Source organism: Spirillospora sp. NPDC048823 (assembly GCF_043198445.1).
Classification (GTDB): Bacteria; Actinomycetota; Actinomycetes; order Streptosporangiales; family Streptosporangiaceae; genus Spirillospora.
Genome location: NZ_JBICUT010000002.1, coordinates 97799 through 122782, shown reverse-complemented (window position 1 = coordinate 122782; position 24984 = coordinate 97799). Strand labels below are relative to the sequence as shown.

The 24984-nt window shown below is 71.2% G+C and carries 18 protein-coding genes, 1 other RNA gene and 1 pseudogene; 6 read left to right on the top strand and 14 right to left on the bottom strand.

The genetic code is table 11. The features are described 5' to 3' along the window. The first annotated feature begins 9 nt into the window (after positions 1-9). Together ACGFK0_RS04235 and ACGFK0_RS04230 are read left to right on the top strand one after the other, a co-directional pair. A complete protein-coding gene (locus tag ACGFK0_RS04235) occupies positions 10-822 on the top strand; it encodes a crotonase/enoyl-CoA hydratase family protein (protein ID WP_392899883.1) in 813 nt (270 codons plus the stop codon). A gap of 89 nt (positions 823-911) precedes the next feature. Beyond that, positions 912-1331 carry a hypothetical protein gene (locus ACGFK0_RS04230; protein WP_392899881.1) on the top strand — a complete coding sequence of 140 codons (420 nt, stop codon included), beginning with the start codon at positions 912-914 and terminating at the stop codon, positions 1329-1331. Positions 1332-1427: 96 nt separating this feature from the next. Here the strand turns inward: ACGFK0_RS04230 and ACGFK0_RS04225 are convergent, their stop codons facing one another. Together ACGFK0_RS04225 and ACGFK0_RS04220 are read right to left on the bottom strand one after the other, a co-directional pair. Further along, positions 1428-2540, bottom strand: a complete 1113-nt coding sequence (locus ACGFK0_RS04225; protein ID WP_392899878.1) for an NAD(P)H-dependent flavin oxidoreductase — start codon at positions 2538-2540, stop codon at positions 1428-1430. 167 nt (positions 2541-2707) lie between these two features. Continuing rightward, positions 2708-3814, bottom strand: a complete 1107-nt coding sequence (locus tag ACGFK0_RS04220) for a DUF3068 domain-containing protein (RefSeq protein WP_392899875.1) — start codon at positions 3812-3814, stop codon at positions 2708-2710. Positions 3815-4057: 243 nt separating this feature from the next. Here ACGFK0_RS04220 and ACGFK0_RS04215 point away from each other — a divergent pair, with 243 nt between their 5' ends. Both ACGFK0_RS04215 and ACGFK0_RS04210 read left to right on the top strand, forming a co-directional pair. Next, positions 4058-4849: a class I SAM-dependent methyltransferase gene (locus ACGFK0_RS04215; RefSeq protein ID WP_392899872.1), complete on the top strand. Its 792-nt coding sequence runs from the start codon at positions 4058-4060 to the stop codon at positions 4847-4849. Continuing rightward, complete coding sequence (locus ACGFK0_RS04210; protein ID WP_392899870.1) at positions 4846-6084, top strand: acyltransferase family protein; 1239 nt, start codon at positions 4846-4848, stop codon at positions 6082-6084. Before ACGFK0_RS04215 ends, ACGFK0_RS04210 begins: the two co-directional genes overlap by 4 nt. A 1837-nt stretch (positions 6085-7921) precedes the next feature. Here the strand turns inward: ACGFK0_RS04210 and ACGFK0_RS04205 are convergent. The 8 genes and pseudogenes from ACGFK0_RS04205 to ACGFK0_RS04170 form a co-directional block, all read right to left on the bottom strand. Further along, positions 7922-10291: pseudogene (locus tag ACGFK0_RS04205) on the bottom strand (alpha-(1->3)-arabinofuranosyltransferase family protein); the annotation flags it as partial. Between the two features lie 130 nt (positions 10292-10421). Continuing rightward, positions 10422-11666, bottom strand: coding sequence for a glycosyltransferase family 4 protein (locus ACGFK0_RS04200; protein ID WP_392899868.1), 1245 nt, complete (start codon positions 11664-11666; stop codon positions 10422-10424). Positions 11667-11728: 62 nt separating this feature from the next. Then, a complete protein-coding gene (locus tag ACGFK0_RS04195; protein ID WP_392899866.1) occupies positions 11729-12580 on the bottom strand; it encodes a glycosyltransferase in 852 nt (283 codons plus the stop codon). A gap of 13 nt (positions 12581-12593) precedes the next feature. After that, a complete protein-coding gene (locus ACGFK0_RS04190) occupies positions 12594-12725 on the bottom strand; it encodes a hypothetical protein (protein WP_392899863.1) in 132 nt (43 codons plus the stop codon). Next, positions 12725-14452 carry a hypothetical protein gene (locus ACGFK0_RS04185; protein WP_392899860.1) on the bottom strand — a complete coding sequence of 576 codons (1728 nt, stop codon included), beginning with the start codon at positions 14450-14452 and terminating at the stop codon, positions 12725-12727. The genes ACGFK0_RS04190 and ACGFK0_RS04185 overlap by 1 nt, the downstream gene beginning before the upstream one ends. Before the next feature lie 39 nt (positions 14453-14491). After that, positions 14492-16675 (bottom strand): acyl-CoA dehydrogenase, encoded by a 2184-nt coding sequence (locus tag ACGFK0_RS04180; protein ID WP_392899857.1) that lies wholly within the window; start codon positions 16673-16675, stop codon positions 14492-14494. A gap of 54 nt (positions 16676-16729) precedes the next feature. Further along, positions 16730-17911: a hypothetical protein gene (locus tag ACGFK0_RS04175; RefSeq protein ID WP_392899854.1), complete on the bottom strand. Its 1182-nt coding sequence runs from the start codon at positions 17909-17911 to the stop codon at positions 16730-16732. Between the two features lie 75 nt (positions 17912-17986). Next, positions 17987-18826 carry an EI24 domain-containing protein gene (locus tag ACGFK0_RS04170; protein ID WP_392899851.1) on the bottom strand — a complete coding sequence of 280 codons (840 nt, stop codon included), beginning with the start codon at positions 18824-18826 and terminating at the stop codon, positions 17987-17989. 66 nt (positions 18827-18892) lie between these two features. On the opposite strand from ACGFK0_RS04170, the gene ACGFK0_RS04165 reads away from it, so the two are divergent. Next, the gene (locus tag ACGFK0_RS04165) at positions 18893-19759 is read left to right on the top strand and encodes a TIGR03619 family F420-dependent LLM class oxidoreductase (protein WP_392899848.1); all 867 of its coding nucleotides are present in this window, start codon (positions 18893-18895) and stop codon (positions 19757-19759) included. A gap of 26 nt (positions 19760-19785) precedes the next feature. Continuing rightward, entirely contained in the window at positions 19786-20220 is a 435-nt protein-coding gene (locus tag ACGFK0_RS04160; RefSeq protein WP_392899845.1) for a nuclear transport factor 2 family protein, read from the top strand. A 447-nt stretch (positions 20221-20667) separates the two neighbouring features. On the opposite strand, the gene ssrA is transcribed toward ACGFK0_RS04160, so the two are convergent. From ssrA to ftsX, 4 genes are all read right to left on the bottom strand, one after another. Then, positions 20668-21041: a transfer-messenger RNA gene (ssrA, locus tag ACGFK0_RS04155) on the bottom strand. Between the two features lie 334 nt (positions 21042-21375). Beyond that, positions 21376-23256: a penicillin-binding transpeptidase domain-containing protein gene (locus ACGFK0_RS04150; RefSeq protein WP_392899842.1), complete on the bottom strand. Its 1881-nt coding sequence runs from the start codon at positions 23254-23256 to the stop codon at positions 21376-21378. A 54-nt stretch (positions 23257-23310) separates the two neighbouring features. Then, positions 23311-23802: an SsrA-binding protein SmpB gene (gene smpB, locus ACGFK0_RS04145; RefSeq protein WP_392899839.1), complete on the bottom strand. Its 492-nt coding sequence runs from the start codon at positions 23800-23802 to the stop codon at positions 23311-23313. A 226-nt stretch (positions 23803-24028) separates the two neighbouring features. Further along, complete coding sequence (gene ftsX / locus ACGFK0_RS04140) at positions 24029-24934, bottom strand: permease-like cell division protein FtsX (protein ID WP_392899836.1); 906 nt, start codon at positions 24932-24934, stop codon at positions 24029-24031. Positions 24935-24984: the final 50 nt, after the last annotated feature.

Sequence of the window (24984 nt, the reverse complement as noted above, 5' to 3'; positions counted from 1 at the left end):
GGAGGAACCATGGCGGAGCGGCTGCCGATCAGCACCGAGCACTGCACAGTCGAGCGCGACGGCCACGTCGTCATCGTCACGATGAACCGGCCCGAGGCGCGCAACGCGCTCAGCTCGTCCATGCTGGTGGGCCTCGCGGACGCCTGGGCCTACATATCCGACACCCCGGAGATCCGCGTCGGCATTCTCACCGGGGCCGAAGGCACATTCTGCGCCGGCGCCGACCTGAAGGCCATGGGGCAGACGCCGTCCGACCCCCGCGTCCAGGAGCGCATGGCACAGATCCCCGACTTCCACTGGAAGGGCCTGCTGCGCGAGGGCCGGCCCACCAAGCCGCTCATCTGCGCCATCGAGGGATATGCCGTCGCCGGCGGAACCGAGCTCCTGGTCGGCACCGACCTGCGCGTCGTCGCCGAAGGCGCCACCCTCGGCCTGTACGAGGCGAAGCGCGGGCTGTTCCCCATGGGCGGCTCCGCGATCCGGCTCCCCCGCCAGATCGGCTACGCCAACGCGATGGACATCCTGCTCACCGCCCGCTCGGTGACCCCGCAGGAGGCCCTCGGCATGGGTCTGATCAACAAGATCGTCCCGGATGGCACGGCCCTCGCCGCCGCCCGTGAACTGGCCGGCCAGATCGCCGAATGCGGTCCGCTCGCCGTCCAGGGGATCCTGCGCACGTACCGCGAGACCGAGCACCTGTCCGAGGAGGACGCCCTCAAGATCTCCGACGAGATCGGCTGGCCCGTCATCGGCTCCGAGGACGCCAAGGAAGGCTCCCTCGCCTTCAAGGAGAAGCGCCCCGCCGCCTACAAGGGCAAATAACGGTCCGTCCGAAACCACGGCCCGGGTTTCCGGGCCTCTCTCCGTGGCACGGCTGGTCGCAACCGAGTCACGGAGGGACTGAGCAGGCCATGGCCTCGCACCTTGGACGCAGGCGGCACGAGACCACGAAGGAGGCACCCCGCAGGCGGCTCTGGCCCGGCAGAGCGCAGACGCCGCCGGCGGACGACACGGCGAAGACCGTCGTGGTCAAGCGCAGGCCGCGGCGGTGGCTGCGCAGCAGGCAGAACCCGGTCAGTGCGATGATCATGGCCGCGGGCTGGGCGGCCGCCGCGATCCTGGCCCTGGGGATACTTCTCACCTGGGGCGACGCCAACCCCGGGAACGTCCTGGTCGACGCCGTCCTCGACGCGGGCGGCTGGCTCGCCACGCCGTTCCACGACGTCTTCACCCGCACCGACCCCGAGCAGCAGCTCTACATCAACTGGGCCCTCGCCGGCGTGATCTACTACGTCCTCGCGCGAGCCCTGTCCTGGATGACGCGCTTCTGACCGCGGGTCCGGCGCCCGCCGGGAGCCGGGGGGCCCGACGTACGCGCGCCGCCGCGCCCAGGGGGAATTGGGCGCGGCGGCGGCGTTCGAGGAAGGTCAGTCCGATTCAGTGATGGTGTTGAGGCGTTCGATGGCCTCGACGTACTCCTCGATCAGCTCGTAGACGACCTGGGCGGCGGGCTTGACCTGGTTCATCGAGCCGACGATCTGGCCGACGGGGAACGTGACCAGCTCGCCGTCGCCCGAGCGGGCGATGCGGGGCAGGGCGTCCGCGATCAGCATGAACTGCATGGGCATCGGGAGGTAGCCGGGGGACTTCTCGCTCTCCCACGCCTCGGTCCACGCGGACTTCAGGAAGCGGGCCGGCTTGCCCGTCCAGGCGCGGGACCGGACCGTGTCCCGGGACGTCGCCTCGAGAAGCTTCGGCAGCGCGCGTTCCGGGGTGTCGGCCTCGTCGACGGTCAACCAGATCGAGCCGGTCCAGACGCCGTCGGCGCCGAGGGCCATGCCCGCGGCCATCTGCCGGCCCCGTCCGATGCCGCCCGCGGCGAGGACGATCGTCTCGTCGCCGACCGCGTCCACGACCTCGGGGATCAGCACCATCGTGGCGACGTCGCCGGTGTGGCCGCCTGCCTCGGTGCCCTGGGCGACGATGATGTCGACGCCCACGTCGACCTGCTTGCGGGCATGCCGGGCGTTGGAGGCGAGCCCGGCGACCTTGACGCCGTGCTCGTGCGCCTCCGCCACGATATCGGCCGGGGGCGGGCCGAGCGCGTTGGCCAGCAGCGCGATCGGATGGCGGAGCGCCACCTCGACCTGGGGCCGGGCGGTCTGGTCCGTCCAGCCGAGCAGCGCCTTGGTGGCGCTCTCGGTGGACGGTTCGACGCCGTGCTCGGCGAGCAGGTCCTCAAGGAACCTGCGGTTCTCCGCGGGGATCATCCCCTGCAGCTTGCCGAGCAGCTCCTCGGCGTCGCCCAGGTCGCCGCCCTCGTACTTGGCCGGCATCACCGTGTCGACGCCGTAGGGCTTGCCACCGACGTGCTCGTCGATCCATTTGAGCTCGAGTTCGAGCTCCTCGGGGGTGAAATGCAGGGCGCCGAGGACGCCCATGCCGCCTGCGCGGCTCACCGCGGCGACGACGTCGCGGCAGTGACTGAACGCGAAGATCGGGTACTCAATGCCGAATAGTTCGGTGACTCGTGTCCGCACAACCTCGACCCTAGGCCCGCCCAAGCGAAACTGCAACAGGTTCTAGTTAGGAAGATCCTTGCTGATCCGCTTTACAGCTCCATATAGAACACGTATCAGCTTGGGCGGGTGGGCAGGGCGACGCGGCCCGCGGTGACCCGGGCGGTCCGGTGCGGAAGGGCGGGACGTCAGCGGCGGCGGGTGGGGCCGGACGCCTTGCGCTGCTGCCGCTGGCTGCTCGGTGCCGGGCGGCCCTCCGGCGGAGCGGGCGGGGCCGCGGCCGGCGGGTTCGGCGGGCCGGCCGGGGCCGTGTCGCCGAACTTGCCGTCGGAGCGGCGCGGGGCCACCGGCGCCGGCGGGGCCGGGCGGCGGCCGAGCCCCAGAAAGCCGCCGACGCCCAGCAGGATCAGGCCGAGCAGGATCGCGCCGCCCGGAACGTAGCTGCGCATCGCGTCGATCTTCAAGGCCGTGCTGTCGGCCAGGTCGACCCCGGCCTTCTGGTCCTTGTCGACGGTGATGAGGTCGGCCTGCGCGACGATCATCTTGCCCTTGCCGTCCGGGGTCTGAACGGTGCTGCGGATGTTCTTGCGGTGCTTGACCGGGACTCCGGTGCGCGGATCGACCCAGACGGTGTTGTAGGCCTCGGTGTAGCGGTCCACCTTCTGGGCGCCAGCCTCCTCGGGGAGGCCGAGCATCTTGGCGGGCAGCTTGACGTCCATCGCGGCGGTCTTCGTCAGCGGGATGGACTGGGTGAAGCGGTAGGTCGTGAGGCCCTGGATCTCCTCGACGGCGTTGAACTCCATCGGCGCCGTCTGCTTGGTCGTCGTGTCGAAGACCGGGTAGTCGCGCTTCTGGACGTTCGCCAGGGGGAACAGCAGCCCGTAGCCCGACATCCGGACGGCGTTGTCGCCGTCGACGTGCGTGCCGCAGCAGTTGGTCAGGACGCTCGTCCGGCGGTCGAAGGCGATCCGGTACCCCTGGATCTGGACGGGGTTCTCCGGGTTGGCCTGGTCGTAGATGTTGGTCGTGGAGTCCCAGACGGCGATGTCGTTGTCGCCCTCGTTGGCGCGGACGTCACCGCGGACGGTGCTCTTGGCCATGAGGGTGACGCCCGTCTTGGTCTTGAGTTCGGCCTGGTCGAAGTACGTGGAGTTCTTCGATTCCAGAAGCGTCACCTGATAGCGGTTCAGTGGCGCGGCGATCACCTGGTCGGCCACGTAGAAACGAACCAGGGGCGCGAGCGTGAGAAAGAACGCGCCCAGGCCGATCAAGGCCAGTCCGACCGGTCGCCGCATGGATACCTCCGAGGAATGCCATCGTTCTCAGGCCAAGGGGCGGGAGTCCGGCATGTCCGGGTTACCCTACAGGGCCACTGAAATCATCAGTCCAGTAACAGTAAGCGCCGACTGCCGCAGGCAGAACACCATGAATCCGTGTTCTAAGCCTCAACAGCGAACGCTTACGTCCATAGCGTACTGGCCGGTAGGATCCGCTCGAACCGGACCCTGGACCGATCCCGAATCGACAGCGAGGTGGCGATGACCACGGCGCCCCCCAGGCAGGACTGGCAGCCGCCCGAGCCAGAGCGCGGCATCCCCCTGGAACACCGTGCCACGCTGGCCCGGTCAGTCCGGCTTCTGAGCGCGTTCCGGCAAGAGCGGAGCAACCCGGAGTACTTCTACGAACTGATGGCTCGTGACGCCGTCGCGCAACTCAGTTCGTACACCGATCTCGCCGGGGCGACCGTCATCGACGTCGGGACGGGCTCCGGTTTCTTCGCACGGACGCTGACGGCCGCCGGCGCCCGCTGTACGGGCATTGATCACGACCTCGCCGAATTGACCGCGCACAACGTCTGCGGGCCGAACACATTCGTCGCCAGCGCGCTCGCCCTGCCCTTCCGCACCGGCTCCGCCGACGTCTGCTTTTCGTCGAACGTGCTGGAACACGTCCCGTCTCCGTGGCGGATGGCGGACGAGATGGTCCGCGTGACCCGGCCGGGCGGGACGGTCTTCCTGTCGTTCACCAACTGGCTGTCCCCGTGGGGCGGGCACGAGACCTCGCCGTGGCACTACCTCGGCGGAGACCGGGCCGCCCGGAGGTACGAGCGCCGGAACGGCCGCCCGCCGAAGAACCGGTACGGACTCAGCCTGCACCCGGTGTCGGTGTCGGCGGCCCTGGGGTGGGCGCGAGGCCGCGACGACGTGCGCGTCCTGGACGCCGGTCCCCGCTACCATCCGCGCTGGGCCGCGGGAATCGTCCGGATTCCGGGGTTGCGCGAGATCGCCACCTGGAACCTGGTCCTGATTCTCCGGAAGAAGGGGCCTTGAAAACCGCCCCCCAGGTGGCCAGACCGACGCCGCCGCCCATCTCCGGGCGTCAGGACACGCTCGACGGTGTGCGCGCCGTGGCGGCACTGGGCGTCCTCGTCTACCACGTCGCCGCCACGGCGGGCTCCATCACCAACCCGGCCGGCGCGCGTTGGCTGTTCAACGGCGGCCAGGTCGGTGTGCCCATCTTCTTCATCCTGTCGGGCCTGCTTCTCTACCGTCCGTGGGCGGCGGCGGTGCTGAACGGACGTGACGCCCCGCGCATCGGCGAATACCTGCGCAAGCGCGTGCTCCGCATCATGCCCGCCTACTGGGCCGTGATCGTCTGCTTCATGCTGACGGCAGGACGGGACCACATCGGCGACCCCGTCTCGTGGGTCTCCCTGCTCACCGTCACGCATACGTACGTGCCCGGCGTGTGGTGGGACAGCGTGCTGGGGCCCGCGCATCTGGGGCAGCTGTGGAGCCTGGTGGTCGAGGTCGCCTGGTACGCCACGCTGCCCTTCACGGCGGCCGTCCTCGGCTGGTACGCGCGGCGGAAACGCACCCACGACGTGGGGGTGCGGGCCAAGCGGCTCCTGATCGGCATCGCGGTGTACGGGTCGCTGTCGTTCCCCTTCACGGCCGTGATGTTCTTCCCGGCGCGGCACACGCAGATGGGTCTGTGGCTGCCGCGCTTCTTCGTCTGGTTCGCGCTGGGGATGGCCCTCGCCGTGGTGACGGTGTGGGCGCGGCTGGACGGGCGCCGTCCCGTGGCGACGCTGTGCCGGACCGTCTCGGACTCGTGGGCGGCGTGCTGGGTGGCGGCCGCGATGCTGTACGTGGTGGCCGCCACGCCCGCGACCGGACCGCTCACCCTCCAGGAACCGGACGCGTTCTGGACGTCCACCCTGCACCTGGTCGTGGACGGGCTGTGCGCGGCGGCGCTGATCGCCCCGGTGGCGCTGGCCCCGGCCGGGCATCCGGCGCTCGGCGCGGTCCTCGCCAACCCGGTGATGCGGTTCCTCGGCCGGATCTCCTACGGCCTGTTCCTGTGGCAGCTGCTGATCATCGTCGGCTGGTATGAGGCGGCGGACCGGGTGTTCCGGGGGGACGTGGCGACGGACCTCCCGCTGATGGCGGCGGCGTCCATCGCAGCGGGGACTCTGAGTTACTACCTGGTGGAGCGTCCGGTTCAGCGGCTGACTCGCCGGGACCGTCCCCGCCGGGCCCCCGCTTCGGCGCCGTCCAGCTGAGCGGGATCCGGCCGCCGGATCCGCCGCCGGCCGGCCGTGGCCGCCACAGCTCCGCCGCGACCCGCCCGACGATCACGAGCCCGAGCAGCTGGGGTGCGATGTCGCCGAGCGGGCCGGACGGGGCGGCGAAGTTGCTGATCTTGTTGAGCCAGGCGCCGGCGGCAAGGCATCCCGTCCCGGCGAGCATGGCGATCGCGATCGTCCACGGTGACGCGACGGCGCGCAGGACGGCGGAGCGGCGGGTGCGCGCCCAGCCGCACCCGGCCGCGACCAGGACGGCGACGGCGAACCCGGGCGCACCGGCGATCCAGCCGCCGAGCACGGCGGCGAGCCCGACGGCCGCCCACGCGGGCCAGCCCGTTCCGGCCACCAGCGCGCGCGGCCGCTGCCGCGGATCGCGCCGGTTCCTCGATCCGCCCGGCCAGACGGCGATGATCAGCAGGACGAGGAGCATGTTGAGCCCGGCCACCACGGCGACCTGCTGTGCCCGGTCGGGGCCGTAGGTGAGTTCGACGATGCCGCCGGTGCCCGCGGGGACGAGCCAGCCCTGCTTCCACCCGTCCAGCCGGACGGCCCGCAGCTCGTGGCCGCCGACGGTGGCGCTCCATCCGTCGTTGAAGTTCTCGTTGACGGTGAGGAACGACGGCGTCGCGGCGTCCACCTTCAGCTTGCGGGAACTCGATCCCCAGCTGATGATCTCGACCTGCTCCGGCGGCCGTGCGGTGGTGGCCTGCCCCGGCTTGGCGCCGACCGTCACGGTGTCGATGCGGTAGGAGTCGAGGGGCGCGGTGGTCAGCCGGTTCTGGCCGGTCTTCAGCGTCGCCTGCTCGCAGCCGGCGAACCGCAGGGGGCGCCCGGCGAGCAGATCGCCGAGCGTGCCGGTGGCCTTCGTCGGGATGTCGGCGGCCTGGGTGCCGGCGGCCGGGGAGCCGGCGACCGGGGAGCCCGGCGGGCCGATCCGCAGCTTCGGCCCGTAACCGCAGGGCAGCTGCAGCGGGGAGCTGCGCACGTCCGGGAACGGTTTCACACCGGGGATGGTGAGGTCGGTCAGCTGAACCGGCTGGATCTGGGTTTCCCTGAAGAAGGTGAGCGTCAGCCTGTCGGTGGTCATCGGGGCGAACGACAGCCTGCCCTTGCGGTCCGACAGTCCCTCGCGGATCTCACCGTTGCCGCCCTGGATCCGCACGCGGATGGGCCCCGACACGGCCGGTGGACGCTGCAGAGTGATCCTGGACACAGGCTTGCGGCCCTTCCACCGGACGCCGTAGGTCGCCGTGTCGTCCTGCTCCGACGCGATCCAGGTCGTCGCCGGGTCGCCGTCGAACCCGGATCTCGGCTGGGCGGCGGGATGGTCGGCCAGCACCGAACTCGCCGTGACGGCCGGCTGCCCCCGGACGGCCGTGTACCGGTCGATCAACCGCTGGTCGGTGAGGACGGCCGTTCCGGTGACGGGGGCGCCGCCGCCCACCGCGGACGTGAACGTGCGGTCGAAACCGGCGCCTTCCTCGTCCTTCGACCCCAGGGTCGGCGAGCACACCCAGCGCCGGCTGCCCTTCATGCATTCGGCCGTCGCGCCGGGCCTCCGGCTCATCACGTACGTGGCCGGGCCGCCGATCCCGGCCGGCGCCGGCAGCGTGTACGTGCGGGTCGGTTGCACGCCGCCGATCGACACCTCCGACACCGCCACCCGCGCGAAGGCCTGGACGGGCGGATCCGAGGCGAGTTCGGTGATGCGCAGCCGCAGCCACCGGGTGGGGCCGTCCGGTGCGCGGAGCGGCTGCGCCGTGGCCGCCTGCCGGACGTCCTGCTCCAGCGTCCCGTTCTCGGTCTCGACCGCGACACGTGAGACCGGCGGCCCCAGGGAGGAGGTGTTCTGGACGAACGCGGCCGTCAGGCTCGTCACGTCCCGGGGGCGGTCGAAGTCGACGCGCAGCCACTGCCCGGACGGGCCCGTCCACCCGCCCGTCTCCCAGGCGGTGAACCGGTTGCCGTCGAACGCGGCGTACGGGGTCGCGCCGGGCTTGCGGTTCTGCGGGACCGCGTCATCGCCGGCCGCCGAACTGGACGCCGTGACGTCGCGGACACCGCCGCCGTAGGTCACGTGCGTGGCATACCGTTTCCAGTCCGTGTCCAGGACGTCGGTGGCCTCCCGGCGATGCCCGGCCGACAGCGTCGGGGACGTCTGGTGCAGTTCGCCGAAGTTGCGGCGGACGAGCCGGGGCGAGTCCGTCACGACCGGGGCGCCCTTGAGGTCGGGGGCGTCGTGGTCCAGCAGGACGGGCCCCGCGGGCAGCGCGCCGTCGTCCGCCATGGCCAGCAGCGACTCCGGTCCCCCGTACACGCGGACGGGGTCGGTGGCGTCGGCGAGGTTCGCGACGGCCGCGGCTCCCTCGACCTCGTAGACCTCCAGCGCGGGGTACCGCTGGTCCACGGACGACATCGCGTCATCCGCCTCCACACCCACGGGGCCGCCGAACGAGGCGACCCTGCGCATGCCGGCCGAGTCGTCCAGTGCCTGATGGACGCGGGCGGGCCAGGCACCGCGCAGCGTCTCGCGCCGCAGGTCGTTGCGGACCAGCACGTACCGGATGCCCATCCGGCCGAGGAACTCGCTCAGCCCGGGCGACCCCCGCCCCGACCGGACCTGCAGGTCGATCGCGTCCAGGGCGCGCGTGTAGCCGGGCGAACCGGCGGGGACGAGCTGCCGGACGCCCCACTGCGCCGTCAGCAGCGGCTGGACGATGTCGTCCATCGGGCGGCCCCACAGGTACTCGCCGAACGGCGCCCCGGGGACGGCCAGCACGCCCTGCTGCCCGGCCCGCGCGTTGATCCACGACGCCGCGTCCCGCCAGTACTGCGGGACCTGCTTGAAGTCGCCCGGCCCGCTCAGCCCGTTGGAGACGGCCGTGAGGCCGATGCCGCCGAGCGCGACGGCGGCGGCGACGGGCAGGCTGACCAGGCCTTTCAGCGTCCCGCCGAACGCCGTCCCGCCGGCGGGGCCGCCGACCCGGCCGCCCCGGGTCGCGCCGTCCCGGATCCTCCCTGTCGCGACGACCAGCAGGTGGGCCAGGCCGAGCGCGAGCGGCAGCCGGACGGCCGCGTCGAACTTGTGCAGGTTGCGGAGGGGCGCGAGCGGCCCGTCCAGCAGTTCGCGCATCTGGCCGGCGAGCGGGCCCGGGATGTCGCTGATGTGGCCGATGGACAGGATGGCGATCCCGGCCAGCAGTGTGACCAGTAGAAACGTCCGCTCCGGCAGCAGCCGGCCGAGCAGGCCGGCGAGTCCGAGCGCCGCGACCACGCCGGTGCAGATGACCGGTATCGGGCTGACCGACAGCTCGTACCCGACCGGCCACCACACCTGGCCGTCCACGAACAGGTAGTTGACCCAGCGTTCCGCGCCGCGCAGCACGTTGATCAGGCCGGTGGGGCCGGTCGTCGTCACCGCCTTCTCGGTGTAGGTCAGCCACGAGAACCCGTACGTCCCGGTCAGCAGCAGCGGGACCAGCCACCAACTCGTCGCCGCGGCCGTGGCCGCCGACCACCACGCGAGGAGCCGCAGCCGGAACGAGCCGCGCGGCCGCGTCACGATGTACAGGAACGGGACGACCAGGACGGCGACGGTGGCGGTCGCGTTGATGCCGCCGCAGCAGGCGATCGCCAGCCCCGACGCGGCGGCGGCCCGCAGCCGCCCGCGCTCGCCGGACGCCGCGGAGACCAGCGGCAGGACGATCCACGGCAGCATCGCGACCGGCATGTACTCCGAGGAGATCTGCCCGAGCGTGGCCAGCGCGTTCGGTGCGAGCGCGTACCCCATCGCGGCGAACAGGCGCGGGGTGCTGGACGAGGCGCCGTGGCCGCCGACGCCGAGCCGCCGCGCCAGCTTCCACATGCCGACGAACGCCAGGCACAGCAGCAGGGACGTCCACAGCCGCTGGGTGATCCAGGCGGGCATCCCGATCACGTCGCCGAGGGCGAAGAACGGGCCCATTGGGAACAGGTAGCCGACGGCCTGGTTCTGAATCTGGCCGAACTGCTCGGGATCCCACAGGTGCAGCGCCCGGCCGAGGAACCCGAGCGGGTTCACCGCCATGTCGATCTTCGTGTCGGCGAGGATGGCGCCGGGACGTGTACTGAACGCCAGGGCGGTGAGCGTCAGGCAGCACGCGAGGACGCGCAGCCGCTCCCGCAGCCGTTCACCGGTGTCCATGCCGTCCGGCGGCCCGCCGCCCGGGGCAGGCTGGTCGGGCACGCCGGCGCGGGGCGGATTCGCCTCTCCCACGGCCATGCTCGCGCTCTGCCCCTTTCTGCCCGCCCCGGTGTATCGGCCCGGGTGCCCGTCACGGTACCTCTGGACGGCGAGTGGACGGGCGCGCAGAGGCACGAGAGAAACCGGAACGAGAGAAACCGGCGCGGGAGGAACCGGCGCGGGAGGAACCGGCCCCGGCAGAACCGGCGCCGACGGCGGCGGTGAGGAGGAGGTCGCGCATCCGCTCGGCCGTCCGCGCCCAGTCGAACTCCCCGCCCCACGTCCGGCAGGAGTCGGCGATCTCCTCCCGGCGCGCGGGATCGTCCAGTTCCTTGAGGGCCCGTTCGACGACACCGGCCTGGTCGTCGCCGTGGTGGACGAGCCATCCGGTGACCGTGTCGCGCACGGCGTCGCGCAGGCCGTCCACGTCATGGGCCACGGTCGGGACGCCGAGCGCGGCGGCCTCGATCACGCTGAGGCCCCAGCCCTCGCCCTGGGACGTGCTGAGGTGCAGGTCGGCGCGGGCGACCAGGGACGCCTTGACCTCCTCTGCCACGTACCCGTGCGCGATGACGACGCCGTCCAGGCCCCGCTCGGTGATGCCCGCGGCCAGCGCGGGCGCTTCCGGCCCGTCCCCGACGATGTGCAGCCGCAGCCCGGGGCGGTTCTCCGCGAGCCGCTGCGCGAGGTCGAGGAGGAGGCCGAGGCGCTTGTGCGGGACGAGACGGGTCACGCAGACCAGATCCGGGTCTCCGGCGGGCTCCGGAACCATCCCGCCGGGTTCGGCGACCGCCGTTCCGTTGGGGATGACATGGGCGGGCCCTGTCCAGCCCAGCCGCTCCCTTACGGCGCGCAGCGTGGACGGCGAGACGACCACGAAGGCGTGCCGCCGATACGTCCAGCGGCTCACCGGGCCCTCCAGCATCTGCCCGAGCCAGGCCAGCCACCGCGGGAAGTACAGGTCGAACTGGGCGTCGTGCACATGGTGGATGACGCAGAACACCGGCACCCGGCGAGGGAGCACCCACGGTGTGAAGAAGGGGATGCCGTTCTGGCAGTCGACGACCGCGTCGAACGAGCCGGCCCGCCGTATGCGGTGAGCCAGCAGCCACAGCAGCACGAGGGGGTACACGGTGAAACGGCCGCCGAGGCGCACGAACTCCACGTTCTCGACGCGTTCCCTGCGCTTCTGGCCGCGCGCTCTCGACGTGACGTAGTGCACACGGTCCCCACGACCGGCGAACCTGCGCGCGAGCTCCCAGGCGTAGCGTTCGGCTCCACCCGCGGCCGGATGCCAGGGATCCCGCCAGTTGACGATCGCAAGCCGCAGGTCCATGGAGGTTGCGCCGGGCCCTGGAGGATCGGGCGCGGGAGGGTCGGGGGCTGGGGTACTCGCGTTCATCCCGACTTGGCGCTCGACGTCGACGGCAGGCCCTTCTCCAGCACGATCGCGCCCGGCTCCTGCTCGGCGAGCATCGTCCGGAAGGGCACGACCGGGATGATCGGGGCCACGGGCACGGACGGCAGCCGGAATCCGGCGCGCGCGCGGATCCGGGCCAGGTCGAACAGGCATTGCAGCGAATGCCGTCGCACCGAGAACGTCGAGCCCGGCCGGTCACTCCACACCACCGGGATGTCCGTGACGGACGCGCCCCGCCGCACGCAGTGGGCGAGGAGTTCGACGTCGAACGAGAAGCCCGCCGTGCGCAGATCCTCCGCCGCCGCGCGGGCCAGCGGCCCGTCGAAGAACTTGAACCCGCACTGGGTGTCGGCGATGCCGCCCACGAGGTCGCGGACGATCCGGTTGAACGTGATGGCGCCGAGCCGCCTGACGGGCACGGCGTAGCCCTCGACGACCGACCGACCGTGGCGCCTTGACCCGACCACGACCGGGCGGCCCTCACGCAGCAGGACGATGGCTTCGTCCAGCGCGTCGAGGTCTGTCGCCATATCGGCGTCCACGAATCCTACATAGGGTGCGCGGGTCGCGAGCAGTCCCGCGCGGACCGCGGCTCCCTTGCCCCGGCGTTCGCAGTGCACCAGCCGCACGGGCACCGGCCCGTCCCACGATCGGACGATGTCGGCGGTGCCGTCCGTGCTGGCGTTGTCGACGACGATGACGTCAGCGCGCACGGGCAGCCCGGCGAGCTTGTCGCACAGCTCGCCGAGCCCCTCCGGAAGCCGGTGGGCCTCGTTGTAGGCGGGAACGACGATCTCCAGGAGGGCGGGGCCGTCACGCTGGGTCCCCATCAGGGCCTACGCGTCAACGGGAGCCGTAGTTGTACAACGGCTTAATGACTGGGTCCTGCTGGGAGGAGTTCACCAGCTGGACCGTGCCGAACGACGCTCCGGCGGCGAACAGGACGCCGACCACTGCGGCGATGGCAATGCGCATCAGGGGGTCCTTCGTCGGTGGGTTGAACTGCGGCCAATGATACTGCCGAGTAACGGAATGCTCAGAGTAGTGCCTGAAGCCCGAAATGACCAGAAAACGACAAGACTGACGATGGCCCACCCGGCGGCGACGGGCGCCGCCGGGACCCCGTCCGCCGCGACATGCGCGGCCCCATCGATCCGATAGACGGCCAGGTCAGGGCCACGCAGCACCTCGACGGCGGCGCCGGACGGACGGAGCGCGCCGATCTCGGCGTCGACCACGACGTACCGTACCCCCTCATCACGCAGCGTCGTCACGGGCGGGGAGCCCGTCCGGGCGGCGGGCGCCAGCCGGACCGCCCTCGGGTCCTCGGGCGCGACGGTCGTCCCCCCCACGGTGACGGCGTCGTCCACGATCACCCGGCGGTGCAGGTGGCGGGGCAGCGGATCGAGGACGCGGCGGCCGTGGTTCCACGGGTAGCTGCGATACGACGCCCACGGCAGCACCAGCACGTCGCCCTCGACCGGGTCGCCGTCGATGATCTGCCGGGCCCGCGCCCAGTCGTCCGGATAGCGGACGGCCCGCAGATCGCCCGCCGCCCCCCACGCCAGCGTCGGCAGCAGCATCACCGGCACGGCCATCGCCGCCGCCGGCACCGCCGGCCACCGCGCCTCGGCGGCCCGGTCGGCGGCCACCCCGAGCCCCACCGCGACCACGACGGCGAGCGGCGCCGCGTACTGCTGCCCGTCCCGCAGGACGGCGAACCCCGGCCAGAGGCCGATGAGCCCTTCGAGGACCGGTGCCGCCACCGCCCCCAGCGCCGCGACCGCGAACCCTGCCGCCGCCGCGGCGGCCGCGCCGCGCCGCCACCGGGGCTCCCGGCACCACGTCCAGTAGGCGGCCAGCGCGATGACCACCACGACCAGCCAGATCGTTGCGGTCACCGGTGCCCCGTACCCGTCCGGCACCGTCTCGCCGTTCCACACGCCGCCGAGCAGGAGCAGGCTTCCGAGCGTCCCGAACGGGGTGTCGGCCCGGGCGGCGAACAGGTCGACGGCCGTCCCGTCCCCCGGCACGCCCGCCGGCCGCAGCGCCCCCGGCACCAGCCACGGAAGGCTCAGGACCCCCGCGGCCCCGGCGACCCGTGCCGCACCGGCCGCCCGCGCCCGGACGGACGGGCCTCCGGCCACCAGGGCGACCACCAGAGCCGTCAGCCCCGACACCGCCAGGGCCGCGAAGCCGCCGACGGCGGCGGGGATCAGGGCTCGGACCAGCCGTCTCCCCCCACCGGGCTCGTCCGTCCGCGATGCCGCCGCGACCACCCAGGGGAGAGCCGCGTAGCCGAGGAGGAGCGCCCACTGGCCGAGCAGCAGACGCTCCGCGACGAAGGGGTTCCACGCGTAGCAGATCCCGGCGGCCAGGCGCGGCGCCGGCCGGCGGGACGGCACCAGCGAAGCCGCCGCCGTGCACGCCACCACGAAGATCGCCAGCAGGACGAGCTTCTGCACGACGTCCGCCGGGACGACGGTGGCCAGCGCCGTGATGAACGCGTCGCTCGGGACGTGCCGCGGCACGACCCCGGTCAGCCCGAACGTCATGGGGGTGAACGCGGGATCGGGCACGAACACCATGTCGTACGACAGCACGAAGCCGGGCGCGAGCCCCGGCCCCAGCGCCGCGAGCCCGAGCCCCAGCCCGGTCAGCGCGGCCGCCAGGTGCCGTGCCCGCTCGTTCAATCCGCCCAATCGTTCAGTACGGCCCACTCCCCCGTGTGCGCCTGGACGCTACCCGACCTGCTCCCTTGCGGGGGAACGGCCCTCCGCACCCCCCGGCCGCGCCGGGTCGGGGTCGCGGGGCAGGCCGAGGATGCGCTCACCGATCACGTTGAGGTTGACCTCGGTGGTGCCCCCGCCGATGCTCATCGCGCGCGACGCGAGCAGGTAGCGGGTCCAGCGGGCGCGCAGATCGTCCTTCCAGCCGCCGGTCAGCGCGCCGTCCTCGCCGAGCAGCGTGAACCCGAACTCGGTGACCTGCTGGCCGTGCTCCATCGCCACGAGCTTGCGGACGTTCGCCGTCGCGCCCGGGTCCGTGCCCGACAGCTGCTTGAGCGTGGCGCGGAGGCCGAGGAGGTTGAAGGAGTGCTCGTCGCAGGCCAGGCGGCCGAGGCCGTCGCGGACGACCGGGTCCCCCGCGACGTCGAGCCCTGCGGCGAGGTCGAGCAGCTTGGGCAGGTCGCCGCCGAGTTGGAAGCTGCTGGTCAGGCCGACGCGTTCGTTGGCGAGGGTGGTGCGTGCGACGCGCCAGCCCGCGTTGACGGGCCCGACGACGAGGTCGTCCGGGACGAACACGCCGTCCAGGAACACCTCGTTGAAGACGGCGTCGCCGGTGCATTCGCGCAGCGGTCTGATCTCGATGCCCGGCGACGCCATGTCCACCAGGAAGTACGTGATCCCGTCGTGTTTGGCTCGATCGGGGTCGGTGCGGGCGATGCAGATGCCCCACTGCGACTCGCGGGCCAGCGACGTCCAGATCTTCTGGCCGCTGATCTTCCAGCCGCCCTCGACGCGTTCGGCGCGCGTCCGCAGCCCGGCGAGGTCGGAGCCCGCGCCCGGCTCGGAGAACAGCTGGCACCAGATGATCTCGCCGCGCAGCGTCGGCGGCAGGAACCGCTCCTGCTGCTCCGGCGTCCCGTACTGGACCAGCGACGGGACGACCCACGCCGCGATCATCAGCGGCACCGGCCGCACCTTCGCCGCCTTCAGCTCCTGCTGGATGACGATCTGCTCCAGCGGCCCGGCGCCCCGCCCCCACGGCTTCGGCAGATGCGGGGTCACCCAGCCGCCCTCCGCCATCGCCGCCCGCTGTGCGAAGGGGTCCATCGCGGCGAGTTCGGCGACGCGGGCGCGGATCTCCTCGCGCACCGGCGCGGCGTCGTCGGGGAGGTCGATGTTCATGGGACGCCGGACTCCCGCGACGGTCAGCGCGGCGACGTCCGCCCTGTGCTTGCTCGCCCGTCCCAGGAGCGCGCGCAGCGTCAGCGCCCTCCGGTAGAGCAGGTGGGCGTCGTGCTCGTAGGTGTAGCCGATGCCACCGTGCACCTGGATGTTGCCTTCCGCGCAGGTGACGGCGGCGTCCGCGGCCAGCGCCGCAGCGACCCCGACGGCGTAGGCGCGCTGTTCCTCCGGCTCGTCCAGCGCGCGCGCGGCGTCCCAGACCGCCGCCCTGGCCCGCTCGACGGCGATGAGCATCCGGGCGCACTTGTGCTTGATGCCCTGGAACTGCCCGATCGGACGGCCGAACTGCTCACGGAGCTTCGCGTACGCCACCGCGTCGTCCAGGGCACGTCCCGCTACACCGCAGGCTTCTGCGCCTAGGAGGACGACGGCGAGCGCCTGCACGTCCACGTCGTCCAGGAACCGCTCGTCGGGGACGGTCAACCCGTCGACCGTGACCGATCCGACAGGGCGAGTGATGTCCAGAGATTCCAGCAACCCTAGGACGACCTCGTCCCGTTCAACGACGACCCAGCGTTCACCGGCCGGAAGCAGGAACACGTCGGCGAGCGGTGCGCCCAGCACGGGCCGCACAGTCCCGGAGACGGTGGAGCCGTTCACATCCAGGCTTCCGGACAGCCCCACCGCCGCCGTACGGGAACCGTCCGCCAGTCCGGGCAGCAACGTCGCCGCCCCGCAGGCGTGCAGGACCGCCGACGCCAGAACGGTCGGCGTGTACGGCCCCGGGGCGAGGACGCGGCCGAGTTCCTCCAGCGCGACCGCCTGCTCCAGGAGCCCGAAACCCTGCCCGCCCGCCTCCTCCGGCAGATGCAGGCCGGGCAGCCCCTGCGCGGCGAGCGCCGGCCAGAAGCCGGTGTCCGCGTCCCGGACGGCCTGCGCCGTGATGTTCCGCTCCGCGAACCCGCGCACGGATGCCGCCAGCGCCTCGTGTTCCTCGGTCAGTCCGATCGCCATGACCACACCCCTCCCTCGAAGTGGGCACAGCCTATTAGAACGCCATTCGGTTTGTCAGGCGGCGATCTTCAGCCCGGTGAAGAACGTGTTCACGTCCGGCCACATCTTCTTGTGCGTGTTCGGCAGCGACGCGAACACCACGGCGGGCGTCTTGCGGCCGGTGTCGACCACCGCGGTGGCGACGACCTCACCGGTCGCCCTCACCCCGTCCCGCTGGTAGGTCAGGTACGAGGCGATCAGCCAGCCGGGGCGCCCGTCCACGGTCAGGGGCTGCGAGGCCAGCGGCGCCGTCTTGTGCGGGAACGCGTAGTACTGCGCCTCGTACCCCTGGGCGACCAGCGCGGCGACGCTCTTGACGCTGTCGGGCCCCTGGTACGCGTTCTGCATGCTCGGGTGCAGCGTGCCGGTGAGCAGCTGCCCGTACCAGATCTGCCCGGCGCTCCGCTCCGTCACCAGGATCTGCTGGCCGGACCACCCGGCCGTGCCCAGCTTGTTCTGCTTGGTGGGCACCTTCCAGGGCGCGGCCAGCCGCGGGTACGCCAGCCCCGAATGAGGGTCGGCGACCCGCCCGAGCACCCGGCTCGGGGTACCGGCGAACGCCGTGAGCCGCTTGTCCGGCGGCAGTTCCACCTGCGGCGCCTCGGGCTGCTCCGCGGCCGTCCGGCCGGCGTTCCCGTTCGCCTCCGCCGGCTCGTCGCCGCCGCCCTTCAGGAAGTAGACGGCAGCGGCCGCGACCAGAGCGATGACCAGCAGCCCGACCCCGCCGAACAGCAGCAGCCGGGACCGGCCGCCGCCATCGTCCAGGACATCGCGCGCCGGCTTGGGCGAACCGCCGAGCTTGGCGTCGGCGGACGCCTCGTCCGCCATCCAGTCCGGCATCTGCCAGTTGCCGCTGCTCGGCTTGCCGGGTCTGGCCGGCCCACCCACCCCGGTGGGGACGGCCGGCGTGTACCGCTCGTCACCGGCGCCCTCGTCGAACAGGTCGCCCTCCCACTGCGGCGAGTCGTCCTCCGAGACGGGTGCCACCCGGACGTCGTCGTCCTCGACGCCGCCCCAGACATCGTGCGCCCCCGCGTCCTTCCCGGAACCCGGGGCGGGCAGGGAGCCCTCGGGCACCTCGGGCTCGGGGAAGGCCGTCTGCGGGCCGGTCGCATCGCCGGGCTCCGGGGACTCGTCCCGCGGCTCACTCTCGCTCATATCGGTCCAGCGCACACCGCGCTCCCCCTGATCGGACATGCGGCACACGTTACGCGAAGATCAGCACTTGAGTTTCGATGTGTAATCACGCTCCGGACACATCTTCCTATCGCCTCAGTGATGGCTCGCCGATCCGCCGTTTCCCGGTGTGACCAGCGTCTCCTCCGCCCGCGGATCGTCCGCCAGCCGCTCCCTGGCCAGCAGCGTCCCGCCCGCCACCGCACCCGGCATCGCGAGCACCGCGCCCAGCGGAATGAGGAACACCACAACGGTCGCGGCGCCGAAGCCGACCACCAGCGGCCGGTTCGCCCTCATCCGCCTGAACCGCTCCTTGCGGAGGATCCCGCGCCGCTCCAACGCGATCGACATCAGCTCGCCCGCCAGGAAGTACCCCGACACCAGCGCCGCGGTCACCGGCACGACCGTCTGCCCCACCACGGGCAGGAACCCGCAGGCGAAGAACACCACCGCGAACGCCAGCGCGACGGCCCCGAGCAGCAGCGTGTCCTTGACGGCCCGCCCGATCTGGACCATCAGCGGGACGTCCGGCTCCGGCGGCGCGCCGCCCTGCGACTCCTCGACCCGCACCGCGATGGCCTCATAGAACGGATCCCCGACCAGCAGCGTCACCGCCGTGAACGTGATCAGCGCCAGGAACAGGGACGCGCCGTAGATCGCGATCCCGGCGACCACCCGCGCCGACGTCCGCGGAGCGTCCGACCAGTCGTCCGCGAACCCCGTCACCCACCCGGCCAGGTCGTCGATCTGGAACGCCAGGAAGCTCAGCGCCGCCCCGTAGACGGCCAGCACGATCAGCGCGGGGATGAGGCCGAACAGCCACTGCGCCGGATGGCGGGCCGCCCACCCGATGCCGCGCAGCAGATAGCCGACACCGTTGAACAGATCCTTGAAACCGGACGGCTTGGGCGCTGGGGGGACGTGCGGTTGGCTCACGCAGCCAGACCCTATAGGCCGGGCAACCCCTGGTACAAAAGGTGGAACACGTTCTAGTATTTTTGGATGAGGTTCACCTACGCCGAGGCGATGACCGACCCGTCCTACTACCTGCCGCTGGCCAGGGCCGCCGAGGCGGCCGGGTACGCGAGCATCTCCGTGGCCGACTCGCTCGTCTATCCGAAGGAGTCTGACTCGGTCTACCCCTACACCGCGGACGGCAACAGGGAGTTCCTTGAGGACAAGGCGTTCATCGAGACCTTCACGCTGATCGCGGCCATGGGAGCCGTGACCAGCAGTATCCGGTTCACCCCGTTCGTCCTCAAGCTGCCGGTGCGTCCGCCCGTGCTGGTGGCCAAGCAGGCGACCTCGGTCGCGTGCCTGACCGGCGGACGGCTCGGCCTGGGCGTGGGCCTCAGCCCGTGGCCCGAGGATTTCGAGGTCATGGGCGTCCCGTGGGAGCGGCGCGGCAAGCGGATGGACGAGGCCGTCGACATCGTGCGAGGGCTGAGCGGCGGCGGGTACTTCGAGTTCCACGGCGAGTTCTTCGACATCCCGGCGATCAAGATGACGCCGGCGCAGCCGTTTCCGATCCTGGTCGGCGGGCACAGCGAGGCGGCCCTGCGCCGCGCCGTGGTCCGCGGCGACGGCTGGATGCACGCGGGCGGAGACGACCTGGACGACCTCCTGGCCAGGATCAACCGCATCCGCGAGGCCGAGGGCAAGACGGCGGACCCGTTCGAGATCCACGTGATCTCCATGGACGCCTACACACCGGACGGCGTGAAACGCCTGGAGGACAAGGGTGTCACCGACGTGATCGTCGGCTTCCGCATGCCCTACGTCAAGGGCCCCGACACCGAGCCCCTGCACAAGAAGATCGAGCACCTCGAACGCTTCGCCGAGACGGTCATCGCCAAGGTCGACCACTGAACGAGAACACGTTACAGTCCGGAGCCATGGACGCCATCGCCTGGAACGCCCCGGACGCCGACCACCCGGCCCGCCGGGCCGCCCGCGCCTCCATGACGGCCGTGATCGGCGGCCGCAAGGACACCTGGCTGAACCTCTTCGCCCCGGACGCCCTGGTCGAGGACCCCGTGGGCCCGTCGTTCCTGGACCCGTCCGGCAACGGTCACCGGGGCCACGACGGCATCGGCGCCTTCTGGGACACCTTCATCTCCACCATCGCCGGCTTCCGCTTCACCATCGCCGACTCCTTCGCCAACGGCGACTGCTGCGCCAACGTAGCGACGATCACCACCACCATGGCCGACGGCTCGACCATGACCATCGACTGCGTCCTCATCTACACGATCAACGCAGCCGGCCAGATCACCTCCCTGCGCGCCCACTGGGAACCCGACCGCGCCATGGCGACCCTCAAGAAATGAGGGCGTGCCCGCACGCACAGAGCGTCGGCGGCACAGGACGCGGTCATGACCTCCTCGATCGTGCCGCGTACGCCTCTCCGCACAGCGGAACGAGGTAGGCGAGCCCAATGAGAAAGCCCCGACCGGCGTCCCGGTCGGGGCGAAGCCACGCGGAGCGCGGCGGCATACGCAGCCCAGATGACCCCGCACGATGATCAAGACGAACAAGAACCCCGACCCACAAGGGGCGTGGGGCGGAGCCCCCACATCGGGGGTCTGGGGGTCGCCCCCCAGATAGACAGAACGGAACGACGCGGCGAAGCCACGCGCGAAGCGCGCGGCGAGCACACGTCGCCCAGAGTGGCGGAGCCCCCACATCGGGGGTCTGGGGGTCGCCCCCCCAGATAGACAGAACGGAACGACGCGGCGAAGCCACGCGCGAAGCGCGCGGCGAGCACACGTCGCCCAGAGTGGAGGTGGCGGGAATCGAACCCGCGTCCTTCGGTGATAAGTCAGGGCTTCTCCGGGTGCAGCCTGCTTGGCGCTTTCTCAGCCCCGGCACTCACGCAGGCGTGTCGCCGACGGGCTCAGCCGCTGTTTGTTTTTCCTACAGGTCCCGCGGCCGGGCTTGCAGGTGGAGTCTCCTTACGATGCCAGACCCCGGGTCGGAGACGCTCCCGGGCTGACAGAGTTGGCTACTCGCCTCAGGCGGCGAGTGCGAACTCGGACTGCTGCTTGTTGGCAGTTATTGGTTTGCTGTCACAGGATTTACGAGGTCACGACAGCAACCCTCGACCCGCTTCCCCTGGCTCGAACGACCGAAGTCGAAGCCGGTCACCCCCATGTTGAGTTGTCAAAGCGGATGTCCGGGGACGTCCGCACGATGACGTTACAAGGTTAACGTGCGGGACGGCAATGTGATTCCCGGGGACAGCCGTGAACCCCGGTGGGTGCGAGTGTGTCGCACCCACCGGGGTCGACCGGCAGGGTCGGGCCGGTCCGGACGGCAGAGCCTCCCCCGAGACGAGGCTCTGGTCTCCTCACGGCGACTGAGCCCGCAACCCCCCGAGCGGGATCTCAGTCACCCGTAAAGACGCTCGGGCGCGGCGGGTTGGTTGCCTCTCCCAGGCAAAGAGATCACAAAGTTGTCACGCGCCCGGTCGGACGGTGGTTCGGTCAGCGGCGGCCGAGGAACTCGGCGGCGATCCCGGCGGCGTTGGCGCGGCCTTCGACGGCGATGGCGAAGGCGCGGTCGTTGCTGGAGCCGACGAACCAGGAGACGGTCTTGTTGCTGTCGCCGTCCCGGTAGGCGGTGAGGGCGGCGACGCCGACGACGTCGCCGGAGACGCGGGCGCCGCGGGCGCTGCCGTGGGACGCGGTGCGGCCGAGGATCTTCTTGAGGCTCGCGATCGACTCGGGGCGGAGGTTCTGCGGCGGGGGCGCCTGAACGGTCTTCGGGATGTCCTTGAGGACGTACGGGGGCTTCCAGGTGCCGTTCTGTGCGGCGGCGGCGACGAGGGCCATGGCGAGGGGGCTCACCTGGACGTCGCCTTCCCCGATCATGGCGGCGGCCTTCTCGCCGTCGTTGGCGGGGGTCGGCACGGAGCCGGTGAAGGCGGGGATGGTCAGGCCCCAGTTCTTGCCGATGCCGAGCTGGGCCGCCTCGTTGACGAGGGTCTGCGCGTCCAGCTTGGTGCTGAGCTGCGCGAGGGTCGTCTTGCAGGACGCGGCGAAGTGGTTGTCGAAGGTGCTGTCGCGACGGGCCCTGTTGGTGAACGTCTCGCCGCCGACGGTGACGCTGCCCGGGCAGGTGGTCTCGGTGTCCTGGTTGATGCCGGCCTTGGAGAACAGGGCCTCGGCGGAGACGATCCCGAACGTCAGCCCGGGCGGGTACTTGCCTTCGAACGCGAGGTTCCGCCCGTTCGTCCCGTGGTTGGACACGGCGAGCACCTCGCCGGTGCTCGGGCGCACCACCACCATGGACGCCGGGTACCGCACGCCCGCGAGCGCCTTGTCGGCCTTGCGCTGGAAGGCGGGGTCGAGGGTGGTCTGGACCTCCTGCGGCTGCTGACCCTCCCAGGAGCGCAGTTCCTCGGTGTTCTTCCCGGACTCGTCCTGCGCCACGACGCGGACGGTGGGCGTGCCGGCGAGACGGCGCTGCTGGAGGAGCTGGATGCCGCTGACGCCGATCGTGTCGCCCGGCTGGTAGGGGGCGCCGACCTGCTGGAGGCGGTCGGCGGTGGCGGGGCCGAGGGTGCCGACCAGCTCGGGCGCGAAGGCGGGGGCGATCGGCGCCCTGACGCCGTTGAACTTCAGCCCGGGAATGTTGTTGAGCCGCCTGATGAGGGCGTTGTGCGCGGGGACCTGCAGGGTGAGCAGCGGCAGGAAGTCCTGCGGCGGGGCGGACCGGACGCGGCCGAGGAGGCGTTCGGCGTCCAGCCGGCGGCCACCGTCGATCTTGGTCTGTTTGGCGAGGAGGTCGAGGGTCTTCTTCGGGTCGGCGAGCTGCCCGGGGAACACCCCGACGTCGTAGGCGCCGACCTCGTGCATCAGGGAACGGCCGTGCGTGTCGGTGAGGGGGGCGCGCTCGGGTTCGTCGGTCACGACGGCGAGCCGCTGCCCGGGCTTCAGGCTCGTGTGGATGATCGAGGGGCTCCAGACGACCTTCCACTGGCCGCCGACGCGGCGCAGGTGCATCAGCCCGGGGTACTCCCACGGCTGGCCGTTCTCACCGAGGTCGATCTTCACGGTGAAGCGCGCGTCGGCCTCGTCGCCCTTCTTGATGATCTGGTCGACGTCGCTGTCGGCGACGCCCGTGCCGAGCGACAGCCGCAGGGACGCGGCGTCGAGTTGCCGGCGGACCCGGCTCAGCGCGTCCTCGACCTGCTTCCCGTCGGCGCCGACGGTGTTGCCGGCCGCGGCTTCGAAGTTGCCGACCTGCCAGGCGATCAGGAAGTCGCGGACGGCGGGCAGCGGGGAACGCTCGGCCCAGCATCCGGTCGTCATGCCCGCGACGAGGGCGCCGCAGACCGTCAGCGCGATCGCCCGGCGCCGCATCGCCCGGATCCCACCGGTCCCCCGCCTCCGGCCTCGGTTCGTCATCGACACCCTTCACCGTCTCCTGAACCGGGCCGCCGCCGCCTTCTGCATCTCGCGATCGGCTTCCCGCTTGGCGATGGCCTGGCGCTTGTCGTAGGCCTTCTTACCACGGGCCAGCCCGATCTCGACCTTGGCCTTGCCGTCCTTGAAGTACAGCGCGAGCGGGATCAGAGTCCAGCCCGGCTCCGACGACTTGGCGATGATCTTCTGGATCTCGCGCTTGTGCAGCAGCAGCTTGCGGCGCCGGCGCGGCGCGTGATTGGTCCAGGTGCCCTGCGTGTACTCGGGGATATGGACGTGTTCCAGCCACACCTCCCCGTCCATCACGTGCGCGTAGCCGTCGGCGAGGGAGGCGCGTCCGGCGCGCAGGGCCTTGACCTCGGTGCCCATCAGCACCATGCCCGCCTCCCACGTCTCGTCGACGTGGTAGTCGTAGCGCGCCCGTTTGTTCTGGGCGATGAGCTTGCGTCCGGTGTCCTTCTTGCGCCCGGTGTCGCGTGCCACGTCATCCGTCCTTGTCCGGCGTCTCAGTCGTTGCCCGGCGGTTCACCCGTCGCCCGGCTCTGTCGCGTTCAGGCCGCGCGGCACCATCCGGGCGCGCTGCTCGGCCGGTGCGGGCGGTCGGTCGCCGGGGCCGCCTCCCCTGGAGCGGCGCAGACCGGAACATGCGGCAAGTATAGGACGAGGTGAGCCGCCGGATCCGGTGCCTCCACCGGATCCGGTCACCACATCAGATCTTCAGATATCTGCGCAGTGTGAGGAACGACGCGACCGCGCACAGCAGCACACCGAAACAGATCGAGAGGACGATGACGGCTATCACCGTGCTCCAGCCGAGCTGGCTGACGAGCTGGACGTCCCCCGCCAATCTGTCGATCAGCAGCGTCTTGCTGAACACCAGCAGGATGGCCGAGAAGATCCCGCCGATCAGGCCGGCGATGGCGCCCTCCAGGATGAACGGCATCTGGATATAGGTGTTGGACGCGCCGACCAGCCGCATGATGCCGGTCTCGCGGCGCCTGTTGAACGCCGACAGCCGGACCGTGTTGCCGACGAGCATCACCGCGGCGACCACCTGGATCAGCGCGATCGTCAGCGCCGCCACCTGCAGGCCGTTGAGGATCCGGAAGAAGCGCTTCAGGATCTCCTGTTCGTTGATCACGGTGTCGACGCCCGGCTGGCCGAGCATCGCCTGCGCGACCGCCTTGTACTCCTCGGGGTTCTGCAGCTTGACCCGGAACGAGTCGGGAATGTCGCCCTCACGGGTGCTCTCCACGAAGCCGGGGGAGCCCGCGAAGTTGTCCTTGAACCTCTTGAACGCCTGCTGCTTGTCCTCGTACTCGACCGCGGAGACCTGCGGCATCTTCTCCAGTTGCGCCTTGAGCGTCTCCCGCTGCTGAGCGGTGACGTCCTGCTTCTGGCAACTGGGATTCGAGCTCGTCTTGGCGCACAGGAAGATCGAGACCTCGATCTTGTCGTACCAGTAGCTCTTGGACGAGTCGACCTGCTGTCTGAGGAGCAGCCCGGTGCCGAAGAGCGCCATGGCGATGGCGACGGTGATGACGAGAGAGATCGTCATCGTCATGTTCCTGCGGAGACCGATCCAGATCTCCTGGAGAACGAACTGTACGCGCATGCCTCGCTGTCCTTGATCGCCTGTGTCCCGCCGGACGCCTGGGTCGTCCC